Raw genomic sequence first — 22,555 nt, 5'->3', positions numbered from 1 at the left:
GTACGTGAATGGTCTTCGGAAGGTGTAACGATAGCAGACGCCACTTCCATGGCACCCGACTGTTACATCCTTACATGCGCGCGCGTACGCGCTTCTGGAGCTTGCTCTTGATACGGTTGAGCTTGAGCGGCGACAGGTATTCGACGAACACCTTGCCATTCAGGTGGTCGATCTCGTGCTGTATACATACAGCCAGCAGGTCGTCGGCCTCGATCTCGAACGTCTCGCCCTTTTCGTTGAGCGCGCGTACCTTGACGCGGTCCGGCCGTTCCACGCGGTCGTAGACTTCGGGCACCGACAGGCAGCCCTCTTCCCAGACCTTGCGGTTATCGCTGGCCCAGATGATTTCCGGGTTGATGAAAACCATCAGCGCATCGCGCGACTCGGAGATGTCGATCGTGATGACGCGCTCGTGGACGTCCACCTGCGTGGCGGCCAGGCCGATTCCGGGCGCTTCGTACATGGTTTCGGCCATGTCCGTGACGAGCTTGCGGATGCGATCGTCCACCACCGCCACGGGCTTGGCCACATTGTGCAGGCGAGGATCGGGATAGGTGAGGATGTCGAGTTTGGCCATGATGCTCGGGCGCAACGCCGGGTGCTGTCCACTGCCCGACCGCCGTTGCGGCGTGCGGGGTTTCCATGCAGAATCGGGGCGCTAGTACAAAAATTCAAGGCGCGCCGCAGCAGGCACGCTCTACCTAGGGTCAATCCGGTCGTTCTCCCGACCGGTTCAGGAAAATGCGCGATCTTACCAAAGAACAGGCGGCGTCGGGCCGCAGGCTGCACGCGTTCACCCTCGCCATGTTATGTGCCGCAGGCGTCACTGCAGGGGCTGCCATGGCGGTCCAGGCAGCCGACCTGAGCGTCTCTTCGGCGCAGCAGGCCCAGGCCGACATCACGGCCCAGCAGGGTATCCCGGTTGGCGAACTGGCACCCAATGCGCCGAGCCAGTATACGGTGCGCTCCGGCGATACGCTGTGGGGCATCTCGGGCCAGTACCTGCGCCAGCCCTGGCGCTGGCCGGCGCTGTGGGGCATGAACCGCCAGCAGGTCCGCAACCCGCACCTGATCTATCCGGGCCAGATTCTTTACCTGGTGCAGCGCGACGGCCGGGCCTACCTGTCGACCACGGCACCAGGCGGCGCCAGCGGCGATGCGCGCCTGTCACCGCGCGTGCGCGGCGAAGGGGCCAACGGCGACGCCATCCTGAGCATTCCGGCATCCGATATCGAGCCGTTCCTGATGCGCCCGCTGGTGGTCGACCAGAACACGGTGGACACTTCCGCCCGCATCGTGGCCTTGACCGATGCGCGCGTCTACATGGGGCGTGGCGATACCGGCTATGCGCGTGGCATCGCGACGACCGACGCATCGGTCGGCAGCGACTGGCAGGCCTACCAGCCGGCACTGCCGGTGCGGGATCCCGTAACCAAGGCCGTGATCGGCTTTGAGGCGCAATACCAGGGCAGCGTGCGGGTGATGCGCGGCCCGGAAGGCCCCGATGCCGTGACGACGGTGCAGGCCACCCAGTCGCCGCGTGAGATGGGCGCCGGATCGCTGCTTTTGCCTCAGCCCGAGCGTGAACTGGTGCGCTACGTCCCGCATGCGCCCGACAGCAATGTACAGGCACGCATTGCTGCCGTGTATGGCGGCGTGGAGTACGGCGGCGCCAAGCAGGTGGTGGTGCTGAACCTCGGCGCGAATGCCGGCCTGGAGCCGGGCCATGTGCTGGCGCTGTCCCGCACGGGCGGCAAGGTGACGGACTCGACTGACCGCAATCGCACCATCACGCTGCCGGACGATCGCTATGGCCTGGCCTATGTCTATCGCGTCTTCCCGGGCCTGGCCTATGCGCTGGTGACCGATGCAACCAACGTGATGAAGGTGGGCGACCTGGCCACGACGCCGCAGTAACCGGCGGGCGCGTGCCATCTGGCACGCCCTGCCGCGTTTCCGATGACCGAATCGACCCGCGAACCTGCCGAAGTAGCCGCCTGGGTGCGACTGACGGCTACGCCAGGCGTTTCCGCCCAGACCGGCCGACGCCTGCTGGCCGCATTCGGCCTGCCGCAAGGTGTGCTGGCGCAGGATGCCGCACGCCTGCGCGAGGTGGCGGAGCCTGCAGTGGCCAGCGCCTTGTGCGCGGCGCCCGATGCCGCCATCAGCGCGCGCATTGCTCGCACGCTCCAGTGGCTGGACATGCCGGGCCATTCCCTGGTGACGATGGCAGACGCCGCCTATCCGCCACGGTTGCTCGACCTCGCCGATCCACCCCTGCTGCTCTATATCAATGGCAATGTGGCGCGCCTGCATGGCCAGTCGCTCGGTATGGTGGGCGCCCGCCAGGCCACGGCCCAGGGCGCGCGCGATGCGCATGCATTTGCCTCGGCATTTTCGGAGGCTGGCCTGACCGTGGTGTCGGGGCTCGCGCTCGGTATCGACGCAGCGGCACATGCGGCCGCGCTAGAGGGGACCGGTGGTACGGTCGCAGTAGTGGGTACGGGCGTGGACATCGTCTATCCGGCGCGCCATCACACACTGGCCCACCAGATCATTGCCGCGGGCGGAACCATCGTCAGCGAGTTTCCGTTGGGTACGCCCGCCAGGCCGAACCATTTTCCGCGCCGTAACCGCATCATTGCGGCACTGGCGCGGGGTGTGCTGGTGGTGGAAGCCGCCGAGCGGTCGGGCTCGCTGATCACGGCACGGCTGGCTTCGGAGATGGGGCGAGAGGTGTTCGCAATTCCCGGGTCGATCCATGCCGAACTGGCGCGCGGCTGTCACAAGCTGATCCGCCAGGGGGCCAAGCTGGTAGAGTCTCCCGCCGATGTGCTGGAGGAGTTTGCCGATCTGGCTCGGCTGCCCGGGCCGGCATGCGCGCCAGAAGTGGATCGCGCCCCCGCTCCCGCGTCGGCCAGCGGCGACGTGTTTCTGGCCGCCCTCGCCTATGATCCTGTCACGCTCGACGGCTTGTGCGAACGGACCGGCATGGCGGCGGCAGAAGTGTCGGCCGCCCTTTTGCAGATGGAGCTGGACGGTGAGGTCGAGCGGCTGCCAGGCAACCGGTTCCGGCGTCTGGCATGATCCGCGGTATCGCCTTCGTCTCATATTTCGACTGAAATGGCCGTTTACTTTCCCGAGCAAGATCCTGCTGCCCTGCGCCAAGCCCTGGCTGCCCGTCCACAAGGCAGGCTGGTGGCTTGTCTGTGCGCGGAATGGTGTGGGACCTGCAAGGAGTATCTGGCCGGTTTTGTGGCGCTGGCAGCGCGTTATCCGAACGACTGTTTTGTCTGGATCGATATCGAAACCCATTCGGATCGACTGGGCGAGGACATCGACATCGAAAATTTTCCTACTGTATTGATTCAGCCCATTGCTGGCGGCGCACCGCATTTTTACGGAACCGTGTTGCCGCACCTTGATGTGCTGGACCGGATGCTGGCAAGAGGCGCCGCAATGCGTGCTGCGGCGTCGGAGTTTCCCGAAGTGCTGTCCTGGTTGCGTGAGCCGAACACTGGCCAAGGTTGAGCGCGGGCAGGTCGCCGGGGTGCCGATTGCTTGCACGCCCGTCGGAACCGCGCTTATTATTGGCGCCTCAAAGCCCAGGCGTGCTGTTTACATAGTTTGCTGTGAATTTCAAGAGGCGCTGGCTGCCCTTATGGGAGCCGTGCCGCAAGGACCCGTTGAATGTCTAAAGCCCTCATCATCGCGGAAAAGCCATCGGTCGCCGCCGATATCGCGCGCGCCCTCGGGGGCTTTACCAAGCACGACGAATACTTCGAGAGCGACGACTACGTGCTGTCTTCGGCCGTCGGTCACCTGGTGGAAATCGCCGCGCCCGACGAGTACGAGGTCAAGCGAGGCAAGTGGAGCTTCGCCAACCTGCCGGTGATCCCGCCGCACTTCGACCTGCGCCCGATTGCCAAGACCGAGTCGCGGCTCAAGGTACTGAACCGCCTCATCAAGCGCAAGGACGTGACGGCGCTGATCAATGCCTGTGACGCGGGGCGCGAAGGGGAACTGATCTTCCGCCTGATCGCGCAACAGGCCAAGGCGAAGCAGCCGGTGCGCCGGCTGTGGCTGCAGTCGATGACGCCGCAGGCGATTCGCGACGGCTTTGTCGCCTTGCGTGAAGACGAGGACATGCTGCCGCTGGCCGATGCGGCCCGTTGCCGCTCGGAGGCCGACTGGCTGGTCGGCATCAACGGCACGCGCGCGATGACGGCTTTCAACAGCAAGGGTGGCGGGTTCTTCCTGACTACCGTGGGCCGCGTGCAGACCCCGACGCTGTCGATCGTGGTGGAGCGCGAGGAGAAGATCAAACACTTCGTGCCGCGCGACTACTGGGAAGTGCGCGCCGAATTTATCGCTGCCGCGGGTTTGTATGAGGGGCGCTGGTTCGACCCCAAGTTCAAGAAGAACGAATTCGACCCCGAGGCGCGCGATTCGCGCCTGTGGAGCGAGGCCGAGGCCAAGAGCATCGTGGCGGCCTGCCGCGACAAGCCGGGCACCGTCTCCGAGGAATCGAAGCCGTCCACGCAGCAGTCGCCGGCACTGTTCGACCTGACCACGCTGCAGCGCGAAGCCAACTCGCGTTTCGGCTTCTCGGCCAAGAACACGCTGGGCCTGGCGCAGGCACTGTACGAAAAGCACAAGGTACTGACGTACCCGCGTACCGACGCCCGTGCACTGCCCGAGGATTACCTGGACACGGTCAAGCAGACCATGGACATGCTGGCCGACAGCTCGCCGAACTATCTGCCGCATGCGAAGAAGATCCTGTCGAGCGGCTGGGTGAAGCCGAACAAGCGGATCTTCGACAACAGCAAGATCAGCGACCACTTCGCCATCATCCCGACGCTGCAGGCACCGAAGAACCTGTCCGAGCCCGAGCAGAAGCTGTACGACCTGGTCGTGCGCCGCTTCCTGGCGGTGTTCTTCCCGGCGGCCGAGTTCCAGGTCACCACGCGCATTACCGAGGTCGCGGGCCATCATTTCAAGACCGAAGGCAAGGTGCTGGTCAACCCGGGCTGGCTCGTGATCTATGGTCGCGAGGCGCAGGGCAAGGACGACAACGCCAACCTGGTGCCGGTGCAGAAGGACGAGAAGGTCAAGACCGACAAGGTCGAGGCCGTGGGCCTGACCACGCGCCCGCCCGCGCGCTATAACGAAGCCACACTGCTGTCGGCCATGGAAGGCGCCGGCAAGCTGGTGGACGACGATGCGTTGCGCGAGGCCATGGCCGGCAAGGGCCTGGGCACGCCAGCCACGCGTGCGGCCATCATCGAAGGCCTGCTGACCGAAAAGTACCTGGTGCGCGAAGGCCGCGAGCTGATCCCGACGGCCAAGGCGTTCCAGCTGATGACGCTGTTGCGCGGCCTGGGCGTGCTGGAACTGACGCAGGCCGAACTGACCGGCGAGTGGGAACACAAGCTGTCGCAGATCGAGCGTGGCCGCCTCAAGCGTGACGAGTTCATGCGCGAGATTGCGCAGATGACGCAGCAGATCGTCAAGCGTGCCAAGGAGTACGACAGCGACACGATCCCGGGCGACTACGCGACGCTGGACACGCCGTGCCCGCAGTGCGGCGGCCAGGTCAAGGAAAACTACCGCCGCTTTGCCTGCACGGCCTGCGAGTTCTCGATCAGCAAGATCCCCGGCGGACGCCAGTTCGAGATCGAGGAAGTCGAGGAACTGCTGCTGAAGAAGGAAATCGGCCCCCTGCAGGGTTTCCGCAGCAAGATGGGTCGTCCGTTCGCGGCCATCCTGAAGCTGGCCAAGGATGACGATGCCCATTGGAAGATGGAGTTCGACTTCGGCCAGAACGACGACGAAGGCGACGGTGAACCGATCGATTTCAGCGAGCAGACGCCGGTGGGCCATTGCCCGAAATGCAGTGGCTCAGTCTACGAGCACGGCATGAAGTACGTCTGCGAGAACGCGGTCGGTAGCGAGAAATCCTGTGACTTCACGACGGGCAAGATCATCCTGCAGCAGGAAATCTCGCGCGAACAGATTGGCAAGCTGCTGACCAATGGCAAGACCGATCTGCTGACCGGTTTCAAGTCATCGCGTACGGGCCGCAACTTCAAGGCGTTCCTGGCCAAGCAACCTGACGGCAAGATCGGCTTCGAGTTCGAGGCACGCGAGCCGAAGGCCGGTGCGGCGGCCAAGACCGCGGCCAAGACGGCTTCGAAGACCGCAGCCAAGTCGGCTGGCAAGGCCGAGGAGGCGGAAGCCGCGCCGGCGAAGAAGGTTGCCGCCAAGAAGGCGCCGGCCAAGAAGGCTGCGACGAAGACAGCCACGAAGGCCCCAACGAAGACCGCGGCAAGCAAGACCGCCGCTGCGAAAACGGCGGCCGCCAAGAAGACGCGCGCCACGCCCAAGCAGACTGCGGAAGCTGAAGAGTAAGACTGGTCTTCAGATTGCGCGCGATGGCTGCCCGCGATGGCGACATGACAACGGCGAGGTTTCCACCTCGCCGTTTTCTTTTTCTATTTGTGGAAGGTTTTGCCGACAGTCTCGCCGGCGCGTTGCTGACCTTCTTCAAGCAGGAAGTCGATAAACGCGCGCACCTTGGTGGGCAGGAATTTGCGGCTTGGATAGACCACGCTGACGTCGCGGCGTGGCAATTGATATTGCGGCAGGATATGCATCAACCGGCCGGCCTCGATATTGGGCCGCGCCAGGTAGGACGACAGCATGGCGATCCCCATATTGGCCAACGCTGCCTGGTGGGCCAGTTCCGCATTGCTGCAGAGCAGTCCCGGGCGAATCGGTACGGTCACCTCGCCCTCGGGGCCGGATAGCGTCCATTCATGTTCCGCGGTCGGCAGCCGCATCGCGATGGCGCGATGGTTGGTCAGGTCGTGAGCAGTGCGCAGCGGCGGGTGCTCGCGCAGGTAGCCCGGTGAAGCGCACAGCACGATCTCGGCCGAGATCAGCGGCCGCGCCACCAGGTGCGAGCCCAGGCCCAGGTCGGAAAGCATCACGCCAACGTCGCGACCCTCCTCGACGATATCGACCATCCGGTCGGACAACTGCACGTCGAACACCACATCGGGATAGAGCCGCTGGAAACGCTCCAGCGTATGTGGCAGCAGGTGCAGGCCGAACATGACCGGTGTTACCAGCCGCAGTGTGCCGGATAGTGACTGGCTACGTGCCGTGACAATCGACTCGGCCTCCTCGACATCCTCGAGGATCTGCGCACAGCGCTGGAGATAGGTTTCTCCGGCGTCGGTCAGGGATAGGCTGCGCGTGGTGCGGTTGAGCAGCCGCGTACCAAGATGGCTTTCCAGATCGGCCACGTAGCGCGTGACGACGGCGTTGGACATTTCCAGTTGCTGCGCCGCACGGGCAAAGCTGCCAAGCTCGACGACCTTGGCGAAAACGCGCATCGATTGCAGCCGATCCATGACATAGTCTCCCGTTTCCGCCGTGAATTTTTACACGATACGGGTAGTTTATTGTTGAAACCACAATCAATCATTGTGGACGGGAATATTTATTCATATCAGGGAAATGCCTAATATCCCACTATTCGATGCCGCGACGCAGCAATTCCCAGAATTCACGGCATCCTCAAGAAAGTGAAGGAATCGCCATGAAGCGCCAGATCGCCCTGATTGCTGCAATGACCGTCGCACTGTCGGCAGCCCCCGCATTTGCCAAGGCTGGCAAGTTCGACCCCTACACCGATGGCGCCAAGGCCACGAAGTTCGACCCGTACACCGACGGCGCGAAGGCCGGCAAGTTCGATACGTTCACGGATGGTGCCAAGGCTGGCAAGTTCGATCCGTTCGCGGACGGCGCCAAGTCGTTTGACGTGTACTCCGACGGCGCCAAGCTCTGATTCGCAAGGTATTCCGGCAAAAGCCCGTACCAACCGGTACGGGCTTTTTGTTTTCCGGCACCGGGAGTAGCCAGAAGATAAGCCAAAAGAAAGCTCAAAAGAAAACGGGCCTCATGGGCCCGTTCTCAATTTCTCTACCTGATCAGTCGTCGTGACGGTGACGGCGATGCTTGCTGCGCTTGTAGTAGCGGCGGTCATCGTCGTACGAATTGCTGCGCGACACATTGCCGCCCAGCGCCGCGCCCGCGGCACCGCCCAGGCCTGCGCCAACCAGGCCGCCGGTACGGCCGCCCATGGCGTTGCCCGCCGCAGTACCCGCGCCGCCGCCCAGGGCGCCGCCGATGATGGCGCCAGTGCGCTCACGGCGATTCGAGGTCAGTGCACCACCGGCACCACCGCCAACGGCACCACCGATCACGGAGCCGGTGCTGCCACCGAGTGCGCCACCGACAGCGGCACCTGCGACGCCACCGAGGCCGCCGCCAAGCGCGTTGTTCAGATCACCCCCTGCAAACGCCGGCAGCGTAGCCGCCGAGAGGGCAAGGGCCAGGGTCAGACTGCGGAGATGGCGAGACATCGTATTTTCCTTGTGTGGTGTGTATCTGGTACCGGAGTGTAGAGAAGCGTCCCTTCCCTTGCTGTAACTAGTTGTGAGGCCCTGTAACCCGCTGCAGAAACGGTATCCAACCGTTAAAAAGCGATGTTTCGATGCAACATCGGGCCACCATGCGCCGACCAGACGTCACAAACGCCCCCAAGAAAAAGCGGCCCCGTGGGGCCGCCTGATCCTGTCAGCGGTGCCGACCGGTTAGCAGCACTTGCCCTGGCCGCCGCCGTAGCGTGCTTCCTGACGTTCGCGGAAGAATTCCTCGTACGTCATTGGCGCGCGGTCGGGATGGGTGCTTTCCATATGGGTCACGTAGGTCTGGTAGTCGGGCAGGCCCACCATCAGCCGCAGCGACTGACCCAGGTAACGTCCCATGTTTCCGATCTGGTCCAGCATGATGGCCTCCGGCAGGTCAGTGCGATGATGCCGATGCCTGGGCCGGCATCGCTTCAAACGGCGTTTCGCTATCGGTGCGCTTCGACGCGCCTCGTGCCGCCATGGCGGTCTTGAAGCCGTAGAACACGATCGACAGCACCACGAACATGAACAATGCGCACAGGCCGGCATCGAGGTAGTCATTGAACACGATGCGATGCATCTGTTCCATCGACTTGGCCGGTGCCAGCACCTTGCCTTCGGCAATGGCCGCGCTGAATTTCGATGCGTGGGTCAGGAAGCTGACCTTGGGATCGGCATCGAACAGCTTCTGCCAGCCGGCGGTCAGCGTGCAGATCAGCAGCCAGCACGTAGGCAGCAGCGTGACCCAGGCGTACTGGCCGCGCTTCATCTTCACCAGCACGCAGGTACCGAGCACCAGCGCCACGGCGGCCAGCATCTGGTTGGAGATACCGAACAGCGGCCACAGCGTATTGATGCCGCCCAGCGGATCGACCACGCCCTGGTACAGGAAGTAGCCCCAGGCCGCCACGGTCAGCGCGGTGGCAATCAGGTTGGCGGGCAGTGAATCGGTGCGCTTCAGCGACGGCACGAAGCTACCCAGCAGATCCTGCAGCATGAAGCGTCCCGCACGTGTGCCGGCGTCAACCGCGGTCAGGATGAACAGCGCCTCGAACAGGATCGCGAAGTGGTACCAGAAGGCCATCATGGCCTGGCCACCCACCACCTGGTGCAGGATGTGGGCAATGCCCACGGCCAGCGTCGGTGCGCCACCGGCGCGCGAGATGATCGTGTTCTCGCCAACGTCCTTGGCGGTCTGGATCAGCACGTCGGGCGTGATCACGAAACCCCAGTTCGACACGGCTTGCGCCACCGCTTCCGGCGTGGTGCCGATCACGGCCGCCGGGCTGTTCATGGCGAAGTAGACGCCCGGTTCGATCACCGAGGCTGCCACCAGGGCCATGATGGCGACGAACGACTCGGCCAGCATCGCGCCATAACCGATGAAGCGCGCGTGCGATTCGTTCTCCAGCAGCTTGGGCGTGGTGCCCGACGAGATCAGTGCGTGGAAGCCCGATACGGCGCCACAGGCGATGGTGATGAACAGGAACGGGAACAGGTTGCCCGACCACACCGGACCATTGCCTTGCGCGAACTGCGTGAACGCCGGCATCTTCAGCTCCGGCGCCACGATCAGGATGCCGATGGCCAGCGCGATGATGGTGCCGATCTTCAGGAACGTCGACAGGTAGTCGCGCGGCGCCAGCAGCAGCCACACGGGCAGCACCGCGGCGATAAAGCCGTAGATGATCAGCATCCAGGTCAGCGCCTTGCCGTCGTACGTGAACAGCGGCGCCAGCGCGGCGCTTTCATGCACGTACTGGCCGCCGATGATGGCCAGCATCAGCAGCACGAAGCCGATTACCGATACCTCGCCGATACGGCCCGGTCGGATATAGCGCGTGTAGACGCCCATGAAGATGGCGATCGGAATCGTCACCGCCACGGTGAACGTGCCCCACGGCGAACCGGCCAGCGCCTTCACGACGATCAGCGCCAGCACCGCCAGGATAATGATCATGATCATGAAGCAGCCGAACAGCGCGATCAGGCCGGGCACGGTGCCCATCTCGGACTTGACCAGGTCACCCAGGCTGCGACCGTCGCGGCGCGTGGAAATGAACAGGATCATGAAATCCTGCACCGCACCGGCAAACACCACGCCGGCCAGGATCCACAGCATGCCGGGCATGTAGCCCATCTGCGCGGCCAGCACCGGACCCACCAGCGGTCCGGCCCCGGCGATCGCCGCGAAATGGTGGCCGAACAGCACCGCCTTGTTGGTCGGCACGTAGTCCAGGCCGTCGTTATGCCGCCATGCCGGCGTCATGCGTTTGGGGTCGAGCTGCATCACCTTGTCGGCGATGAAGCGGCTGTAGTAACGGTAGGCGATCAGGTAGATGCAGAGCGCGGCAACCACGATCCACAGTGCGCTGACGGCTTCGCCGCGCGATAGCGCGACAGTGGCGAAGGCAAACGCGCCGAGGACGGCGACGGCCAGCCACAACAGGTGTTGTCCGATGCGATTCATGTTGAAGGGTCTCCTCAGACCGGCTGAATGAAACCTGCGTCGACGGATGACGGGCAGCGGGGGCGGTGCCGGGTAGCGGCCGCCGACGATCGCGCGGAAAGGGGTCTCCTGGATGTCTGCGGCGCCCGGTCTGTTTCTCGTCTGGTACCGGATCTTGTCGTGCAGGCAGGCAGTGCAGCCGACAGCGAAATCGCAAGGATCGGCGCGCACCTACTGCGTCGGATTGCGTCGCAGGCAGGCCCGGGCGTAATCCGGCGTGTAGTATTGACAGCCGCCCATGTCGGCACAAGCGCGAAACTACGCAGCACCCGTGCGTAGTAGTACGTAGCGCGACGATGCCAAGCGGCCTCGCCGGCATCGGTGTTTACCCCCGGTTCAGATGAAACTCCGCCAAAAGATACTTTTGCTTGCCGTGGCACCGCTCGCCGTCGCGATGCTGGGCATTGCGCTGGCCGTGCGTTACCAGGCCACGGCACTGGCCCGCCACGAGCGCGCGCTGGTGGAAGCCGCCTATCTGCAGAGTAAGGAAACCGAGCTGCGCCACTACGTGGAACTGGCCCAGAGCGCGATTGCGCCGATGGTTCAATCGGGACGCAATGACGCGGCAACGCGCCAGTCGGCCATGGACGCGCTGGCCCGGCTCGACTACGGGCCCGACGGGTATTTCTTCCTGTATGACCTGCAAGGCCGGAACCTGATGCACCCGCGCCAGCCTGAACTGGTCGGCCAGGACCTGTGGTTGCTGCGCGACCCGCAAGGTGCGCTGACGATCCAGAAGCTGGTCAGCGCCGCCAAGGCCGGGGGCGGATCGGTGCGCTACCTGTGGAGAAAGCCTTCGACGCAGCAGGAGGTGCCCAAGCTTGGCTACGTGGTGGCCGTGCCGGCCTGGAACTGGATGCTCGGCACCGGCATTTATCTCGATGATGTCGAGCAGACGCTGCGCCAGCTCGATGCGCGCGCCGAAACCGATATTCGCGAAACCATGGCGTGGATCGGCGTGATCGCCGGCATCAGCATCCTGCTGGTGGCGGCCAGCGGACTGGCGCTCAACATCAGCGAACATCGCGAGGCCGACGCCAAGCTGCGCCAGTTGGCGCAACGCGTGGTGCAGTCGCAGGAAGAGGAACGCGCACGGTTGTCGCGCGAACTGCACGATGGCATCAGCCAGTTGCTGGTGTCGGTCAAGCTTGTGCTCGAAGCCGCCACCAACCGGATTCGCATGGCACCTGCCGAGGGCGCATCGGTAGCGCCAATCCTGGGCATGGCGCTGAATCGCCTCGATACCGTATTCAACGAGGTACGGCGCGTGGCGCGCAACCTGCGCCCTGCCCTGCTCGATGACCTCGGTCTGTTTGCCGCGCTCCAGCACCTGGCGCGCGAAATGCAGGCCGGCAGTACGCTGACGGTGGAAGTGACACAGTCCGGCCAACCGCGCGAACTTTCCGAGGAACATGCCACGGCATTGTTTCGCATTGCACAGGAAGCGTTGACCAATGTCGAACGCCATGCCCATGCCACGCGTGTCGCCGTAGCGCTTGAATTCTCGCCATCGGGCACGCGGCTGACCGTGCGCGACAATGGCGCCGGTTTCGACGTGGCCCGCATGCAGCACGACCCGCGGCGCGGCATCGGCCTGCGCAACCTGCGCGAGCGCATGGCTGCACTGGGTGGCCAGTTCGATATCACGTCGACGCCTGCCGGCACGCGGCTCGTGGCGGCGCTGCCCCTGACCACCTCCCCATCCGATACTCCGCTGTCATGACCATTTCGCACGACGACGATTCCGTCATTGCCGCTTCGGACAAGCCCGCCCGCGTGCTGCTGATCGATGATCACGCGCTGGTGCGCGATGGCATGCGCATGCACCTGTCACTGCATCCCGATCTCGATGTCGTTGGCGAAGCCGACGATGGTGAAGCCGCGCTGGCGTGGCTGGCCAATGCGGGACCCGATTGCCTGCCGGAACTGGTCATCACCGATATCGGCATGCGCGGCATGGGCGGTATCGCGCTGGCCAGTGCGCTGCATGACCGGTATCCGGAACTCGCCGTGCTGATCGTGTCGATGCACGACAACCTGGAATACGTACGCCAGGCCATCCGTGCCGGCGCGCGTGGCTACGTACTCAAGGACGCGCCGGCCGACGAGCTGATGGCCGCCATCCACACCGTGCTGGCAGGGCGAGTGTTCTATAGCGCCCGCATTGCGCGCGGCATGGCCGAGCACACCATCAGTCCGCTCGACGCGCTGACACCCCGCGAACGCGACATCCTGCATGGCATAGGCCGCGGCCACGCCAACAAGGAAATCGCGGCGCGGCTCGGCGTGTCAGTACGAACCGTGGAGACGCACCGCCTGAACCTGAAACGCAAACTCGGCATCGAAGGCCGCGCGGAGCTGGTGAAGTATGCGGTGCAGCAGCTTGGTCTGGACGTCGAAGGAAGTTAAGACGCCCACATGTTTGCTCCCCTCTCCCGCAGTGCGGGACAGAGGCGAACACCGAAAGCATATCTACGCCCAACACGCCCAACAAAAAACGCCGAACGGCTGTGAACCGTTCGGCGTTTTTCTTATGGCTGGAAAACTCAGGCCAGACGCTTGGCCAGGGCTTCCTTGGTTTCCACCAGTGCCTGCGGCAGGTTGTGCTTGAGCTGCGTGAACAGTTCATCGTGCAGCTTCAGCTCGTTCTGCCATGCGTCGAGGTCGATCGACGTGACCTGGTCGAACTGTTCGGTCGTGAACGACAGGCCGTCCCAGTTCAGGTCGGCATAGCGCGGCGACGTGCCGAACACGTGATCCACGCCTTCGCCACGGCCTTCGACGCGGTCGATCATCCACGACAGCACGCGCATGTTTTCACCGAAGCCCGGCCACACGAAGTTGCCGTCGGCGTCCTTGCGGAACCAGTTCACGCAGTAGAACTTCGGCAGCTTCGCGCCCGCTTCCTCGAGCTTCTTGCCCAGCGCGAGCCAGTGGCCGAAGTAGTCGCTCATGTTGTAGCCGCAGAACGGCAGCATCGCGAACGGGTCGCGGCGTACCACGCCTTGCTGGCCAGCCGCGGCGGCCGTGGTTTCCGAACCCATCGTGGCGGCCATGTAGACGCCTTCGGTCCAGTTGCGGGCTTCGGTTACCAGCGGCACCGTGGTGCTGCGGCGGCCGCCGAAGATGAACGCGTCGATGGCCACGCCAGCCGGGTTGTCCCAGTTGTCGTCGATCGACGGGCATTGCGATGCCGGCGCGGTAAAGCGTGCATTCGGATGCGCGGCCTTGGCGCCGGTTTCCTTGGCAATTGCCGGCGTCCAGTCCTTGCCCTGCCAGTCCACCAGATGCGCCGGCGCTTCCTTGGTCATGCCTTCCCACCACACGTCGCCGTCATCGGTCAGCGCCACGTTGGTGAAGATGACGTTTTCCTTGAGCGTCGCCATCGCGTTGAAGTTGGTCTTCTCGCTCGTGCCCGGTGCCACGCCGAAGTAGCCGGCCTCGGGGTTGATCGCGTACAGGCGGCCATCGCGGCCCGGCTTGATCCAGGCGATGTCGTCGCCGATCGTGGTGATCTTCCAGCCGTCGAAGCCCTTGGGCGGGATCAGCATGGCAAAGTTGGTCTTGCCGCAGGCCGACGGGAACGCAGCGGCCACGTGGTACTTCTTGCCCTCGGGCGAGGTCACGCCCAGGATCAGCATGTGCTCGGCCAGCCAGCCTTCGTCGCGGCCCATGGTCGAGGCGATCCGCAGCGCGAAGCACTTCTTGCCCAGCAGTGCGTTGCCGCCGTAGCCGGAACCGAACGACCAGATTTCGCGCGACTCGGGGAAATGAACGATGTACTTGGTCGAATTGCATGGCCATGGCACGTCCTTCTCGCCAGCGGCCAGCGGCTTGCCCACGGTGTGCACGCAAGGCACGAACTCGCCTTCGGCGCCCAGCACGTCGTACACGGCCTTGCCCATGCGGGTCATGATGCGCATGTTCACGGCCACGTACGGCGAATCGGACAGTTCCACGCCAATATGCGCGATCGGCGAACCCAGCGGACCCATCGAGAACGGCACCACATACAGCGTGCGGCCACGCATGCAGCCGTCGAACAGGCCATTCAGCGTGGTGCGCATCTCGGCCGGCGCAGTCCAGTTATTGGTGGGGCCGGCGTCTTCCTTCTTCTCGGAACAGATGAAGGTGCGGTCTTCCACGCGCGCCACATCCGACGGATCGGACAGGGCCAGGAACGAGTTCTTGCGCTTGGCCGGGTTCAGGCGTTGCATGGTGCCGGCGGCGACCATCTGCTCGCACAGGCGGTCATATTCTTCCTGCGAGCCATCGCACCAGTAGATCTGGTCCGGCTTGGTCAGGGCGGCGATCTCGGCTACCCAGGCGACCAGTTTCTGGTTCTTTACCCAGGCCGGCACGTTCAGTGCCGGAGTGCCTTGCATTGTGGGGTGGTTCATCTGACTGCTCCAAAGCGAAAAGGAATTCTTGCAATGTCCGTGTCCGGGGTTGCGGCTGTCACGGGGAAGACTGGTCCGTCAAGTGGCATGCCGGGTTGGGCATGGCGCACTCGCCGTGTAATCGTCACATCCCGTTACAACTCGGCGGCGACCAAATCCGTGCAAAGGTCGCGGGGGTCCCTGCGGCTGCGATACAGTTGCGCTTCGCCCGCTTTTGGCGGGCGGCAGGGGCCGGTCGGGCATTGTCTGGCGGCAGACAGGAGGCGGGAGCGTCGCTCGACCGCACTGTCGTGTCGCGAGAGCGGGCAAGAATACCACTGTACGGACCCCCTGTTTTTTGCTGCGCAGCATTGTGTCCCCTGTCAAAATGCCCGTTCGCCACCGCGCGGCATCGTTGCGCGGGGAAACCCGTAGCGACGTGTCCGTTGTCAATGTTGCGTCAGGGAAGTCAACAATACTGTCGGGCGCGCGCCGATTCTGTGGTCGCGCGCACCAAGCCCCCGAGATCAAAGAGTCACCAATGAAGATTGCCGTTCTCGACGATTACCAGGACGCCGTCCGCAAGCTGCCCTGCTTTTCCCTGCTGGAAGGCCACGACGTCAAGGTCTTCAACAACACCGTCAAGGGCGTGGGCCAGCTGGCCGCGCGCCTGTCGGACGTGGAAGCGCTGGTCCTGATCCGCGAACGCACGCGGGTGACGCGCCAGTTGCTCGAAAAGTTGCCCAAGCTGAAGATCATCAGCCAGACCGGACGTGCCGGTGGTCATGTGGACCTGGACGCCTGCACCGACCGCGGCGTGGCCGTGCTCGAAGGGGTGGGTTCGCCGGTGGCGCCGGCAGAGCTGACCTGGGCATTGATCATGGCCGCCCAGCGGCGCATTCCGCAGTATGTGGCCAGCCTCAAGCACGGCGCCTGGCAGCAGTCGGGCCTGAAGTCGACCACCATGCCGCCGAACTTCGGCGTGGGCCAGGTGCTGCGCGGCCAGACGCTGGGCATCTGGGGCTACGGCAAGATCGGCCGCCTGCTGGCCGGCTATGGGCGGGCGTTCGGCATGAACGTGCTGGTCTGGGGCCGCGAGGCGTCGCAGCAAGGCGCGCGCGAGGATGGCCTGAATGTGGCCGAATCGGTCGACCAGCTGTTTGCAGACAGCGACGTACTGTCCTTGCACCTGCGCCTCAATGACGAGACGCGCGGCATCGTCAGGCTGGCTGACCTGCAGCGCATGAAGCCGACGGCGCTGTTCGTCAACACGAGCCGCGCCGAGCTGATCGAGGAAAACGCGCTGGTGGCCGCGCTGAACCGGGGCCGCCCCGGCATGGCAGCCGTGGATGTTTTCGAATCCGAGCCGATCCTGCAGGGACACGCGCTGCTGCGCATGGAAAACTGCATCTGCACGCCGCACCTGGGCTACGTGGAGCGCGACAGCTACGAGCTTTACTTCCGCACGGCGTTCCAGAACATCCTTGACGTGCTGGACGGCAAGCACGACAGCATCGCCAACCCGAAGGCCCTGACGCCGGCGCTCTCGCGCTGAACCGTCGCACTCCACGAATGGCCGCACGCTGGCTCGGGTGCGGCCATTCGTGCGTCTGTTTGCCCACATTTCCTCCCCTTCGGCCGGCAATCGGCCCGGTACACTCGATGCACAACGTCAGCGCGTGACACCCATTTGCGGTGCATCCGCGTGGGCCCGCACACGCAAGGAGGGCGTACCGTGGCCGAATCCGATCCGCGTCCCTATCCCGCAGGCGCTGGCGGCACAGCCGTCGGCCGCGTCCTGGCGGTCAACGTCGGCACGGCGCTGCCGCTGGTCGTTGCAGGTGCCGGCACCGAAGCAGTGGTGATGTCGGCCATCCGCAAGCATCCGCTGAGCACCCTGCACCACCCGATCGCCGTTGGCGTGCACCGGCTGGGCGTGGCGGGCGACCAGCAGATGGACCGCACGGTACACGGCGGTCCGGACAAGGCCATCTACGCCTACCCGATCGAACACTATTGCTGGTGGAATACCCGCCGCCGCGAGGCCGGCGTGGAGGAAGCCGCGCGCCCGCTCGCTTTTGGCGCGATGGGCGAGAACCTGACCATCCAGGGCCTGCTCGAGACCTCGCTCTGGGTTGGCGACCGGCTCCGCATCGGCGATGTCGAACTTGTGGTGGAATCGCCACGCCGGCCGTGCTTCAAGCTCAATGCGGTCATGGGCTATGCCCACGCGGTACGCGACATGTCACGCAGCGGCTTTTCGGGCGTGTACCTGAGCGTTGCGCGCCCAGGCGTGATCCGTGCCGGCGATGCCATGGTGCTGACGCCCGGCCTGCGGCAGGTATCGCTCGACAGCCTGAACCGCCATCAAAGCGCCTGAATCCGGCCGCCAGTGGCAGTCCCGCGTTAGTCCCGAGTGGACGTGTCACGCTTTTCTGCTAATGTTTTGTATCTGATACAAGCATTTCGGCCAACCCCTCCCCGTTGGCCCGACAACCATCCCCTGCGATGCTGTAATGACTTGTAATACAACCCGCTTTGCCTGAAAGGGCCGATGCGGTACTAGTAGCTATTTGCGCGGGCCAAGCCGGCTCCATGAAGCCGGCGCCATTGGGGAGCGCGCCATGGGCATTGAGGGTCCTCACATGAAAACAGACGGGATCGACCAGCCGAAGGGCTTCGTCGATGGCAACTGGAGCGCGGCCGCCAGCACGGGCCGTGGCCGCACTTCGCCCTGGGTGGCAATCGTGGTGCTGGTTGTGCTGGTCGTGGCTGGCTGGTACGCCTGGAAGACGTGGTTCGCGCCCAAGCCGGCTGCCAAGGCTCCCGTCGCCGCCACCGTGAGCACGGCCGTGGTCGCGCAAGGCGATGTACCGGTTGAAGTCACCGCCAACGGCACGGTCACCGCCATGCAGACCGTGGAAGTGCGTCCGCAGGTATCGAGCACCGTGCGCGCCGTGCACATCAAGGAAGGCCAGTCGGTAAAGCCCGGTGACCTGCTGTTTTCGCTCGATACGCGCATGGACGAAGCCAACCTGGCGAAGGCCCGCGCGCAATTGATGCGCGACCAGGCTGACTTGTCCGATGCGCGCCGTACACTGGTACGGAGCCAGGAACTGCTGCAGCGCAATTTCATCTCGCGAAGCGCGGTGGATACGGCCCAGGCCAAGGTCGACGGGTTCGAAGCCACGATCCGCGCCGACCAGGCCGCCATCGAAGCCAGCCAGGTAGCGATCAGCTACGGTTCGATCCGCGCGACGATCGGTGGACGCACCGGCGTCATCAACGTGTTCCCCGGTTCGCTGGTCACACCGACCAACACCACCGCCACCGCCCCGATGGTGACCATTGCCCAGATCGCCCCGATCACGGTCATGTTCACGTTGCCCGAACGCCAGCTTGCCGCGTTGCGCGAGGCGCTGCAGCAAGGCCCGGTCACCGTTACCGCGCAGCCGAACGACGGCAACAAGGCGCCAGTAACCGGCAAGATCACGTTCGTCGACAATACCGTCGACCCGCAATACGGCAGCATCCGCGTCAAGGCGATGTTCGGCAACGAGGAGCAGCGGCTCTGGCCCGGCACCTATGCCAACGTGAATGCCACGGTGCAGGTGCTGAAGAACGCGCTGAGCGTACCGCCGCAAGCGATCGTGACCGGCCCGGAAGGCCGTTTCGTCTACACCGTGCAGCCTGACCACAAGGTGGCACGCGTGCCGGTGCGGGTTCTGGCCACCACTGCCGCCGCGGCCGTGGTGGAAGGCGTGCAGGCGGGTGCGCGCGTGGTGACCGAAGGCGCGCAGAACCTGCGCCCGGGCAGCATGGTGCGTGAAGCCACGGCACGCGCGGCATCGGCACCGGCTGCTGCAGCCGCCGCCGCTGCGGCCGACAACAAGCATTGACATCATGACGCTGTCCGAGCTCTGTATCCGCCGGCCCGTGATGACGGTGCTGCTGTGCCTGGCCGTGATCGTCACCGGCATCGTGCTGTACCCGACGATCCCGATCGCGGCACTCCCCAGCTTCAATTCGCCCGTGATTCAGGTCACGGCCACACTACCCGGAGCAAGTCCCGAGACCATGGCCGCGTCGGTGGCCACGCAACTCGAAAAGCAGTTCGCGACCATCCCGGGCGTGAGTGTGATCAGTTCGTCGAACACGCTCGGCAACTCCAGCATCACGATCGAATTCAACAGCGACCGCAATATCGACGATGCGGCCGTGGACGTGCAGGCCGCACTGTTCCGCGCGCAACGCTCGCTGCCGATCGAGATGACGGTGCCGCCGTCGTATCGCAAGGTGAACCCGGCCGATGCACCGGTGATCCTGCTGGCCATCAATTCACCGTCGATGAGCCTGGGCGACCTGAATGCGTTTGGCGACAACCTGATCTCGCCGACGCTGGCCACGCTGCCCGGCGTGGCCCAGGTGCAGATCTTCGGCCAGAAGCGTTTTTCGGTACGCGTGCGTGCCCACCCGGATGCGCTGGCCGCACGGGGCCTGACGCTCGATGAGCTGGCGATTGCGCTCAATCGCGCCAATGCGAATACCCCGGTGGGTACGCTCGACGGCGCGCGCCAGACGCTGACGATCCAGGCCAACCGCCAGATGACGAGCGCCGATGCGTTCCGCAACATCATCGTGGCCAGCCAGCCCAGTGGTGCGGTCGTGCGCCTGTCGGATGTCGCCGAGGTGGAAGATAGCGTCGAGACCATCAAGACCGGTAGCTGGCTCAACAACGAGCGCTCGATCGTGCTGGCGGTGCTGCGCCAGCCCGATGCCAATACGGTGGCGGTGGTCGATGCCATCAAGGGTGCGCTGCCGCGCCTGCTGCAGCAGATGCCGGACTCGGTCAACGTCAGTGTGGTGAACGATCGCTCGAACTCGATCCGTGAATCGATCCACGACGTGCAGTTCACGCTGGCGCTGACCGTGGCGCTGGTGGTGATGGTGATCTTCCTGTTCCTGCGTCGCGCGGCGGCTACGCTGATTCCTACCGTGTCGCTGCCAATCTCGCTGATCGGCACCGTGGCGCTGATGAAGGCGTTCGGCTACAGCCTCGACAACGTGTCGCTGCTGGCCATCACGCTGGCCGTGGGCCTGGTGGTGGACGACGCGATCGTGATGCTCGAAAACATCGTCCGTCATATTGAGGAAGGCGTGCCGCCACTCAAAGCCGCGCTGGTGGGTTCGCGCGAGATGGGCTTCACGATTCTCTCGATCTCGATCTCGCTAGTGGCGGTGTTTATCCCGATCTTCTTCATGCCGGGTGTGATCGGCCTGCTGTTCCATGAATTCGCGGCGGTGGTGTCGCTGTCGATCCTGGTGTCGGCACTGGTATCGCTGACGCTGATCCCGATGCTGTGCGCGCGCTTCCTGTCGGCGGAAAACGTGCCGATCGACGAATCGCAGCATGCCTACGGCGACCACGCGGCAGGTGCACCGACGCATCATGTGCAGCAGAAGCAGACGCTCGGGATGCGCTCCACGCAATGGTTCGAAGACCTGTTCGAGTGGACGCTGCACAATTACGCGCGCGGGCTGGACTGGTGCCTTGCGCATCGGCGCGTGGTGCTGGGCGTTGCCGCCATGACGTTCGTGCTGACGGCCGTGCTGTTCGTGAAAATTCCGAAAGGCTTCTTCCCAGAGGAAGACATTGGCCAGATCCAGGTCAATGCCGAAGGTCCGCAGGATATTTCCTTCGATGCAATGTCCGAACGCCTGCGTGATGCAGCCGAGCGCATCCGTGCGAATCCGGCCGTGAAAAGCGTGGTGGCGTCGATTGGTGGCGGCCCCTCGCCCGCGATCAATACGGGCCGCATGTTCGTGGAACTGAAGCCGTTGGGCCAGCGGCCGAAGATGCCGCAGGTGGTGGAATCGTTGCGTCACGATGTGTCGGGCGTGCCGGGCCTGCAGGTGTATTTCTCGCCGGTGCAGAACCTGCGCCTCGGTGGTCGCCAGAGCAAGAGCCGCTACCAGTACACGCTGCAGAGCGTGAAGGCGGGCCAACTGCAGGAATTCAGCGACAAGCTCATGGCGAAGATGCGCGCCGAGCCGGTGTTTCGCGACGTGACCAGCGACTCGCAGCAGTCGGGTCTCGAGGCGCAACTGACAATCGACCGCGACAAGGCCAACGCGCTGGGCGTGCAGATGCAGGACGTGCGGACTGCGCTGTACACCGCATTTGGCGAGCGGCAGGTGTCGACGATCTACACGCCGATCGACAACTACTACGTGATCCTGACCGCCGCCGATATCGATCGCGTGGACGAGACCGCATTCTCGAAGCTCTACGTGCGCAGCAAGACCGGGCAGATGGTGCCGGTGTCGGCGTTCGCCACGACCGAACGGCGCGTCGGACCGATCGCAGTGAACCACCAGGGCCAGCTGCCTTCGGTCACAGTGTCTTTCAACCTTGCGCCCGGTGCGGCGCTTGGCGATGCGTCGAAGCTGATCGACCGCTATCGCCAGGAGATCGAGATGCCCACGTCGATCTTCACGAGCTGGGGTGGTGACGCGGCCGTGTTCCAGTCGTCGCAAGCCACGCAGGTGGTATTGCTGGTGGCGGCCATTGCCGTCATCTACACCTTGCTGGGCGTGCTTTATGAGAGCTATATCCACCCGCTGACGATCCTGGCGGGTTTGCCGTCGGCGGCCATAGGCGCGTTGCTGACGCTGTTCATCTTCAATGTCGAACTGTCACTGATCGCAACCATCGGGGTGTTGATGCTGATCGGCATCGTGAAGAAGAACGCGATCATGATGATCGACTTCGCGCTGGCGGCGCAGCGCGACCAGGGCATGTTGCCGGCCAAGGCGATCCGGCAGGCCTGCCTGCTGCGCTTCCGGCCAATCATGATGACGACGTTCGCGGCCGTGATGGGTGCGCTGCCGCTGGCGCTGGGCCTGGGCGCAGGTGCCGAACTGCGCCAGCCGCTGGGCCTGGCCGTGGTGGGCGGCCTGCTGTTCTCGCAGGTCATCACGCTGTTCATCACGCCAGTCATCTACCTGGCTCTCGATCGATTCTCGGGCACTGGCCCGCTGCAGATCGATTCGGAAGGCAATCCGCTTGCAGAGACTCAACCAGCGCGGCAGCCCGCTACGGTCGGCCAGCACTGAGCTTTGTCTCCACCGCCGCTATCGCCTCTACCATCACTACCGCCTCTCCGCGTTGCCGGAGAGGCGTG

Annotated in this window: 17 protein-coding genes; 11 read left to right on the top strand and 6 right to left on the bottom strand. The window is 64.3% G+C overall.

The window, feature by feature from the left end; all coding sequences use genetic code 11:
* Window positions 1-70: 70 nt before the first annotated feature.
* Window positions 71-577, bottom strand: a complete 507-nt coding sequence (gene def / locus ACO550_RS03425; protein WP_315594705.1) for a peptide deformylase — start codon at window positions 575-577, stop codon at window positions 71-73.
* 164 nt (window positions 578-741) lie between these two features.
* Here def and ACO550_RS03420 point away from each other — a divergent pair, with 164 nt between their 5' ends.
* The 4 genes from ACO550_RS03420 (at window position 742) to ACO550_RS03405 (ending at window position 6,414) form a co-directional block, all read left to right on the top strand.
* Window positions 742-1,917 carry a LysM peptidoglycan-binding domain-containing protein gene (locus tag ACO550_RS03420; RefSeq protein ID WP_315594706.1) on the top strand — a complete coding sequence of 392 codons (1,176 nt, stop codon included), beginning with the start codon at window positions 742-744 and terminating at the stop codon, window positions 1,915-1,917.
* A 42-nt stretch (window positions 1,918-1,959) separates the two neighbouring features.
* The gene (gene dprA / locus ACO550_RS03415) at window positions 1,960-3,087 is read left to right on the top strand and encodes a DNA-processing protein DprA (RefSeq protein WP_315594707.1); all 1,128 of its coding nucleotides are present in this window, start codon (window positions 1,960-1,962) and stop codon (window positions 3,085-3,087) included.
* A gap of 36 nt (window positions 3,088-3,123) precedes the next feature.
* Complete coding sequence (locus tag ACO550_RS03410; RefSeq protein WP_315594708.1) at window positions 3,124-3,531, top strand: thioredoxin domain-containing protein; 408 nt, start codon at window positions 3,124-3,126, stop codon at window positions 3,529-3,531.
* 159 nt (window positions 3,532-3,690) lie between these two features.
* Window positions 3,691-6,414, top strand: coding sequence for a DNA topoisomerase III (locus ACO550_RS03405; RefSeq protein WP_315594709.1), 2,724 nt, complete (start codon window positions 3,691-3,693; stop codon window positions 6,412-6,414).
* Between the two features lie 83 nt (window positions 6,415-6,497).
* Here the strand turns inward: ACO550_RS03405 and ACO550_RS03400 are convergent, their stop codons facing one another.
* Complete coding sequence (locus ACO550_RS03400; protein ID WP_315594710.1) at window positions 6,498-7,421, bottom strand: LysR substrate-binding domain-containing protein; 924 nt, start codon at window positions 7,419-7,421, stop codon at window positions 6,498-6,500.
* Window positions 7,422-7,609: 188 nt separating this feature from the next.
* Here ACO550_RS03400 and ACO550_RS03395 point away from each other — a divergent pair, with 188 nt between their 5' ends.
* Window positions 7,610-7,858 (top strand): hypothetical protein, encoded by a 249-nt coding sequence (locus ACO550_RS03395; RefSeq protein ID WP_315594711.1) that lies wholly within the window; start codon window positions 7,610-7,612, stop codon window positions 7,856-7,858.
* Window positions 7,859-8,000: 142 nt separating this feature from the next.
* Here ACO550_RS03395 and ACO550_RS03390 read toward each other — a convergent pair whose 3' ends face one another.
* From ACO550_RS03390 to ACO550_RS03380, 3 genes are all read right to left on the bottom strand, one after another.
* On the bottom strand, window positions 8,001-8,435 hold the full coding sequence (locus ACO550_RS03390) for a hypothetical protein (RefSeq protein ID WP_315594712.1): 435 nt from the start codon (window positions 8,433-8,435) through the stop codon (window positions 8,001-8,003).
* Between the two features lie 231 nt (window positions 8,436-8,666).
* Entirely contained in the window at window positions 8,667-8,861 is a 195-nt protein-coding gene (locus ACO550_RS03385; protein ID WP_315594713.1) for a CstA-like transporter-associated (seleno)protein, read from the bottom strand.
* Between the two features lie 16 nt (window positions 8,862-8,877).
* Complete coding sequence (locus tag ACO550_RS03380; RefSeq protein ID WP_315594714.1) at window positions 8,878-10,953, bottom strand: carbon starvation CstA family protein; 2,076 nt, start codon at window positions 10,951-10,953, stop codon at window positions 8,878-8,880.
* Between the two features lie 379 nt (window positions 10,954-11,332).
* Between ACO550_RS03380 and ACO550_RS03375 the strand changes: the two genes are divergently transcribed.
* Both ACO550_RS03375 and ACO550_RS03370 read left to right on the top strand, forming a co-directional pair.
* A complete protein-coding gene (locus tag ACO550_RS03375) occupies window positions 11,333-12,715 on the top strand; it encodes a cache domain-containing protein (protein WP_315594715.1) in 1,383 nt (460 codons plus the stop codon).
* Window positions 12,712-13,401 (top strand): response regulator, encoded by a 690-nt coding sequence (locus ACO550_RS03370; RefSeq protein ID WP_315594716.1) that lies wholly within the window; start codon window positions 12,712-12,714, stop codon window positions 13,399-13,401. Before ACO550_RS03375 ends, ACO550_RS03370 begins: the two co-directional genes overlap by 4 nt.
* Window positions 13,402-13,538: 137 nt before the next feature.
* On the opposite strand, the gene ACO550_RS03365 is transcribed toward ACO550_RS03370, so the two are convergent.
* Complete coding sequence (locus ACO550_RS03365) at window positions 13,539-15,392, bottom strand: phosphoenolpyruvate carboxykinase (GTP) (protein ID WP_315594717.1); 1,854 nt, start codon at window positions 15,390-15,392, stop codon at window positions 13,539-13,541.
* A 520-nt stretch (window positions 15,393-15,912) separates the two neighbouring features.
* Between ACO550_RS03365 and ACO550_RS03360 the strand changes: the two genes are divergently transcribed.
* The 4 genes from ACO550_RS03360 (at window position 15,913) to ACO550_RS03345 (ending at window position 22,487) form a co-directional block, all read left to right on the top strand.
* On the top strand, window positions 15,913-16,926 hold the full coding sequence (locus tag ACO550_RS03360) for an NAD(P)-dependent oxidoreductase (RefSeq protein WP_315594718.1): 1,014 nt from the start codon (window positions 15,913-15,915) through the stop codon (window positions 16,924-16,926).
* Window positions 16,927-17,106: 180 nt separating this feature from the next.
* A complete protein-coding gene (locus ACO550_RS03355; protein ID WP_315594719.1) occupies window positions 17,107-17,751 on the top strand; it encodes an MOSC domain-containing protein in 645 nt (214 codons plus the stop codon).
* Window positions 17,752-18,016: 265 nt separating this feature from the next.
* On the top strand, window positions 18,017-19,270 hold the full coding sequence (locus tag ACO550_RS03350) for an efflux RND transporter periplasmic adaptor subunit (RefSeq protein ID WP_315594720.1): 1,254 nt from the start codon (window positions 18,017-18,019) through the stop codon (window positions 19,268-19,270).
* A 4-nt stretch (window positions 19,271-19,274) separates the two neighbouring features.
* Complete coding sequence (locus tag ACO550_RS03345; protein ID WP_315594721.1) at window positions 19,275-22,487, top strand: efflux RND transporter permease subunit; 3,213 nt, start codon at window positions 19,275-19,277, stop codon at window positions 22,485-22,487.
* Window positions 22,488-22,555: the final 68 nt, after the last annotated feature.

The organism is Cupriavidus sp. (genome assembly GCF_057315035.1).
This window is presented reverse-complemented; position numbering and strand designations above follow the sequence as displayed.

Bases quoted from the DNA above. Each gene is read 5' to 3' on its own strand.
- def (WP_315594705.1), bottom strand. From the start codon at position 577: ATGGCCAAACTCGACATCCTCACCTATCCCGATCCTCGCCTGCACAAT.
- ACO550_RS03420 (WP_315594706.1), top strand. From the start codon at position 742: ATGCGCGATCTTACCAAAGAACAGGCGGCGTCGGGCCGCAGGCTGCAC.
- dprA (WP_315594707.1), top strand. From the start codon at position 1,960: ATGACCGAATCGACCCGCGAACCTGCCGAAGTAGCCGCCTGGGTGCGA.
- ACO550_RS03410 (WP_315594708.1), top strand. From the start codon at position 3,124: ATGGCCGTTTACTTTCCCGAGCAAGATCCTGCTGCCCTGCGCCAAGCC.
- ACO550_RS03405 (WP_315594709.1), top strand. From the start codon at position 3,691: ATGTCTAAAGCCCTCATCATCGCGGAAAAGCCATCGGTCGCCGCCGAT.
- ACO550_RS03400 (WP_315594710.1), bottom strand. From the start codon at position 7,421: ATGGATCGGCTGCAATCGATGCGCGTTTTCGCCAAGGTCGTCGAGCTT.
- ACO550_RS03395 (WP_315594711.1), top strand. From the start codon at position 7,610: ATGAAGCGCCAGATCGCCCTGATTGCTGCAATGACCGTCGCACTGTCG.
- ACO550_RS03390 (WP_315594712.1), bottom strand. From the start codon at position 8,435: ATGTCTCGCCATCTCCGCAGTCTGACCCTGGCCCTTGCCCTCTCGGCG.
- ACO550_RS03385 (WP_315594713.1), bottom strand. From the start codon at position 8,861: ATGCTGGACCAGATCGGAAACATGGGACGTTACCTGGGTCAGTCGCTG.
- ACO550_RS03380 (WP_315594714.1), bottom strand. From the start codon at position 10,953: ATGAATCGCATCGGACAACACCTGTTGTGGCTGGCCGTCGCCGTCCTC.
- ACO550_RS03375 (WP_315594715.1), top strand. From the start codon at position 11,333: ATGAAACTCCGCCAAAAGATACTTTTGCTTGCCGTGGCACCGCTCGCC.
- ACO550_RS03370 (WP_315594716.1), top strand. From the start codon at position 12,712: ATGACCATTTCGCACGACGACGATTCCGTCATTGCCGCTTCGGACAAG.
- ACO550_RS03365 (WP_315594717.1), bottom strand. From the start codon at position 15,392: ATGAACCACCCCACAATGCAAGGCACTCCGGCACTGAACGTGCCGGCC.
- ACO550_RS03360 (WP_315594718.1), top strand. From the start codon at position 15,913: ATGAAGATTGCCGTTCTCGACGATTACCAGGACGCCGTCCGCAAGCTG.
- ACO550_RS03350 (WP_315594720.1), top strand. From the start codon at position 18,017: ATGAAAACAGACGGGATCGACCAGCCGAAGGGCTTCGTCGATGGCAAC.
- ACO550_RS03345 (WP_315594721.1), top strand. From the start codon at position 19,275: ATGACGCTGTCCGAGCTCTGTATCCGCCGGCCCGTGATGACGGTGCTG.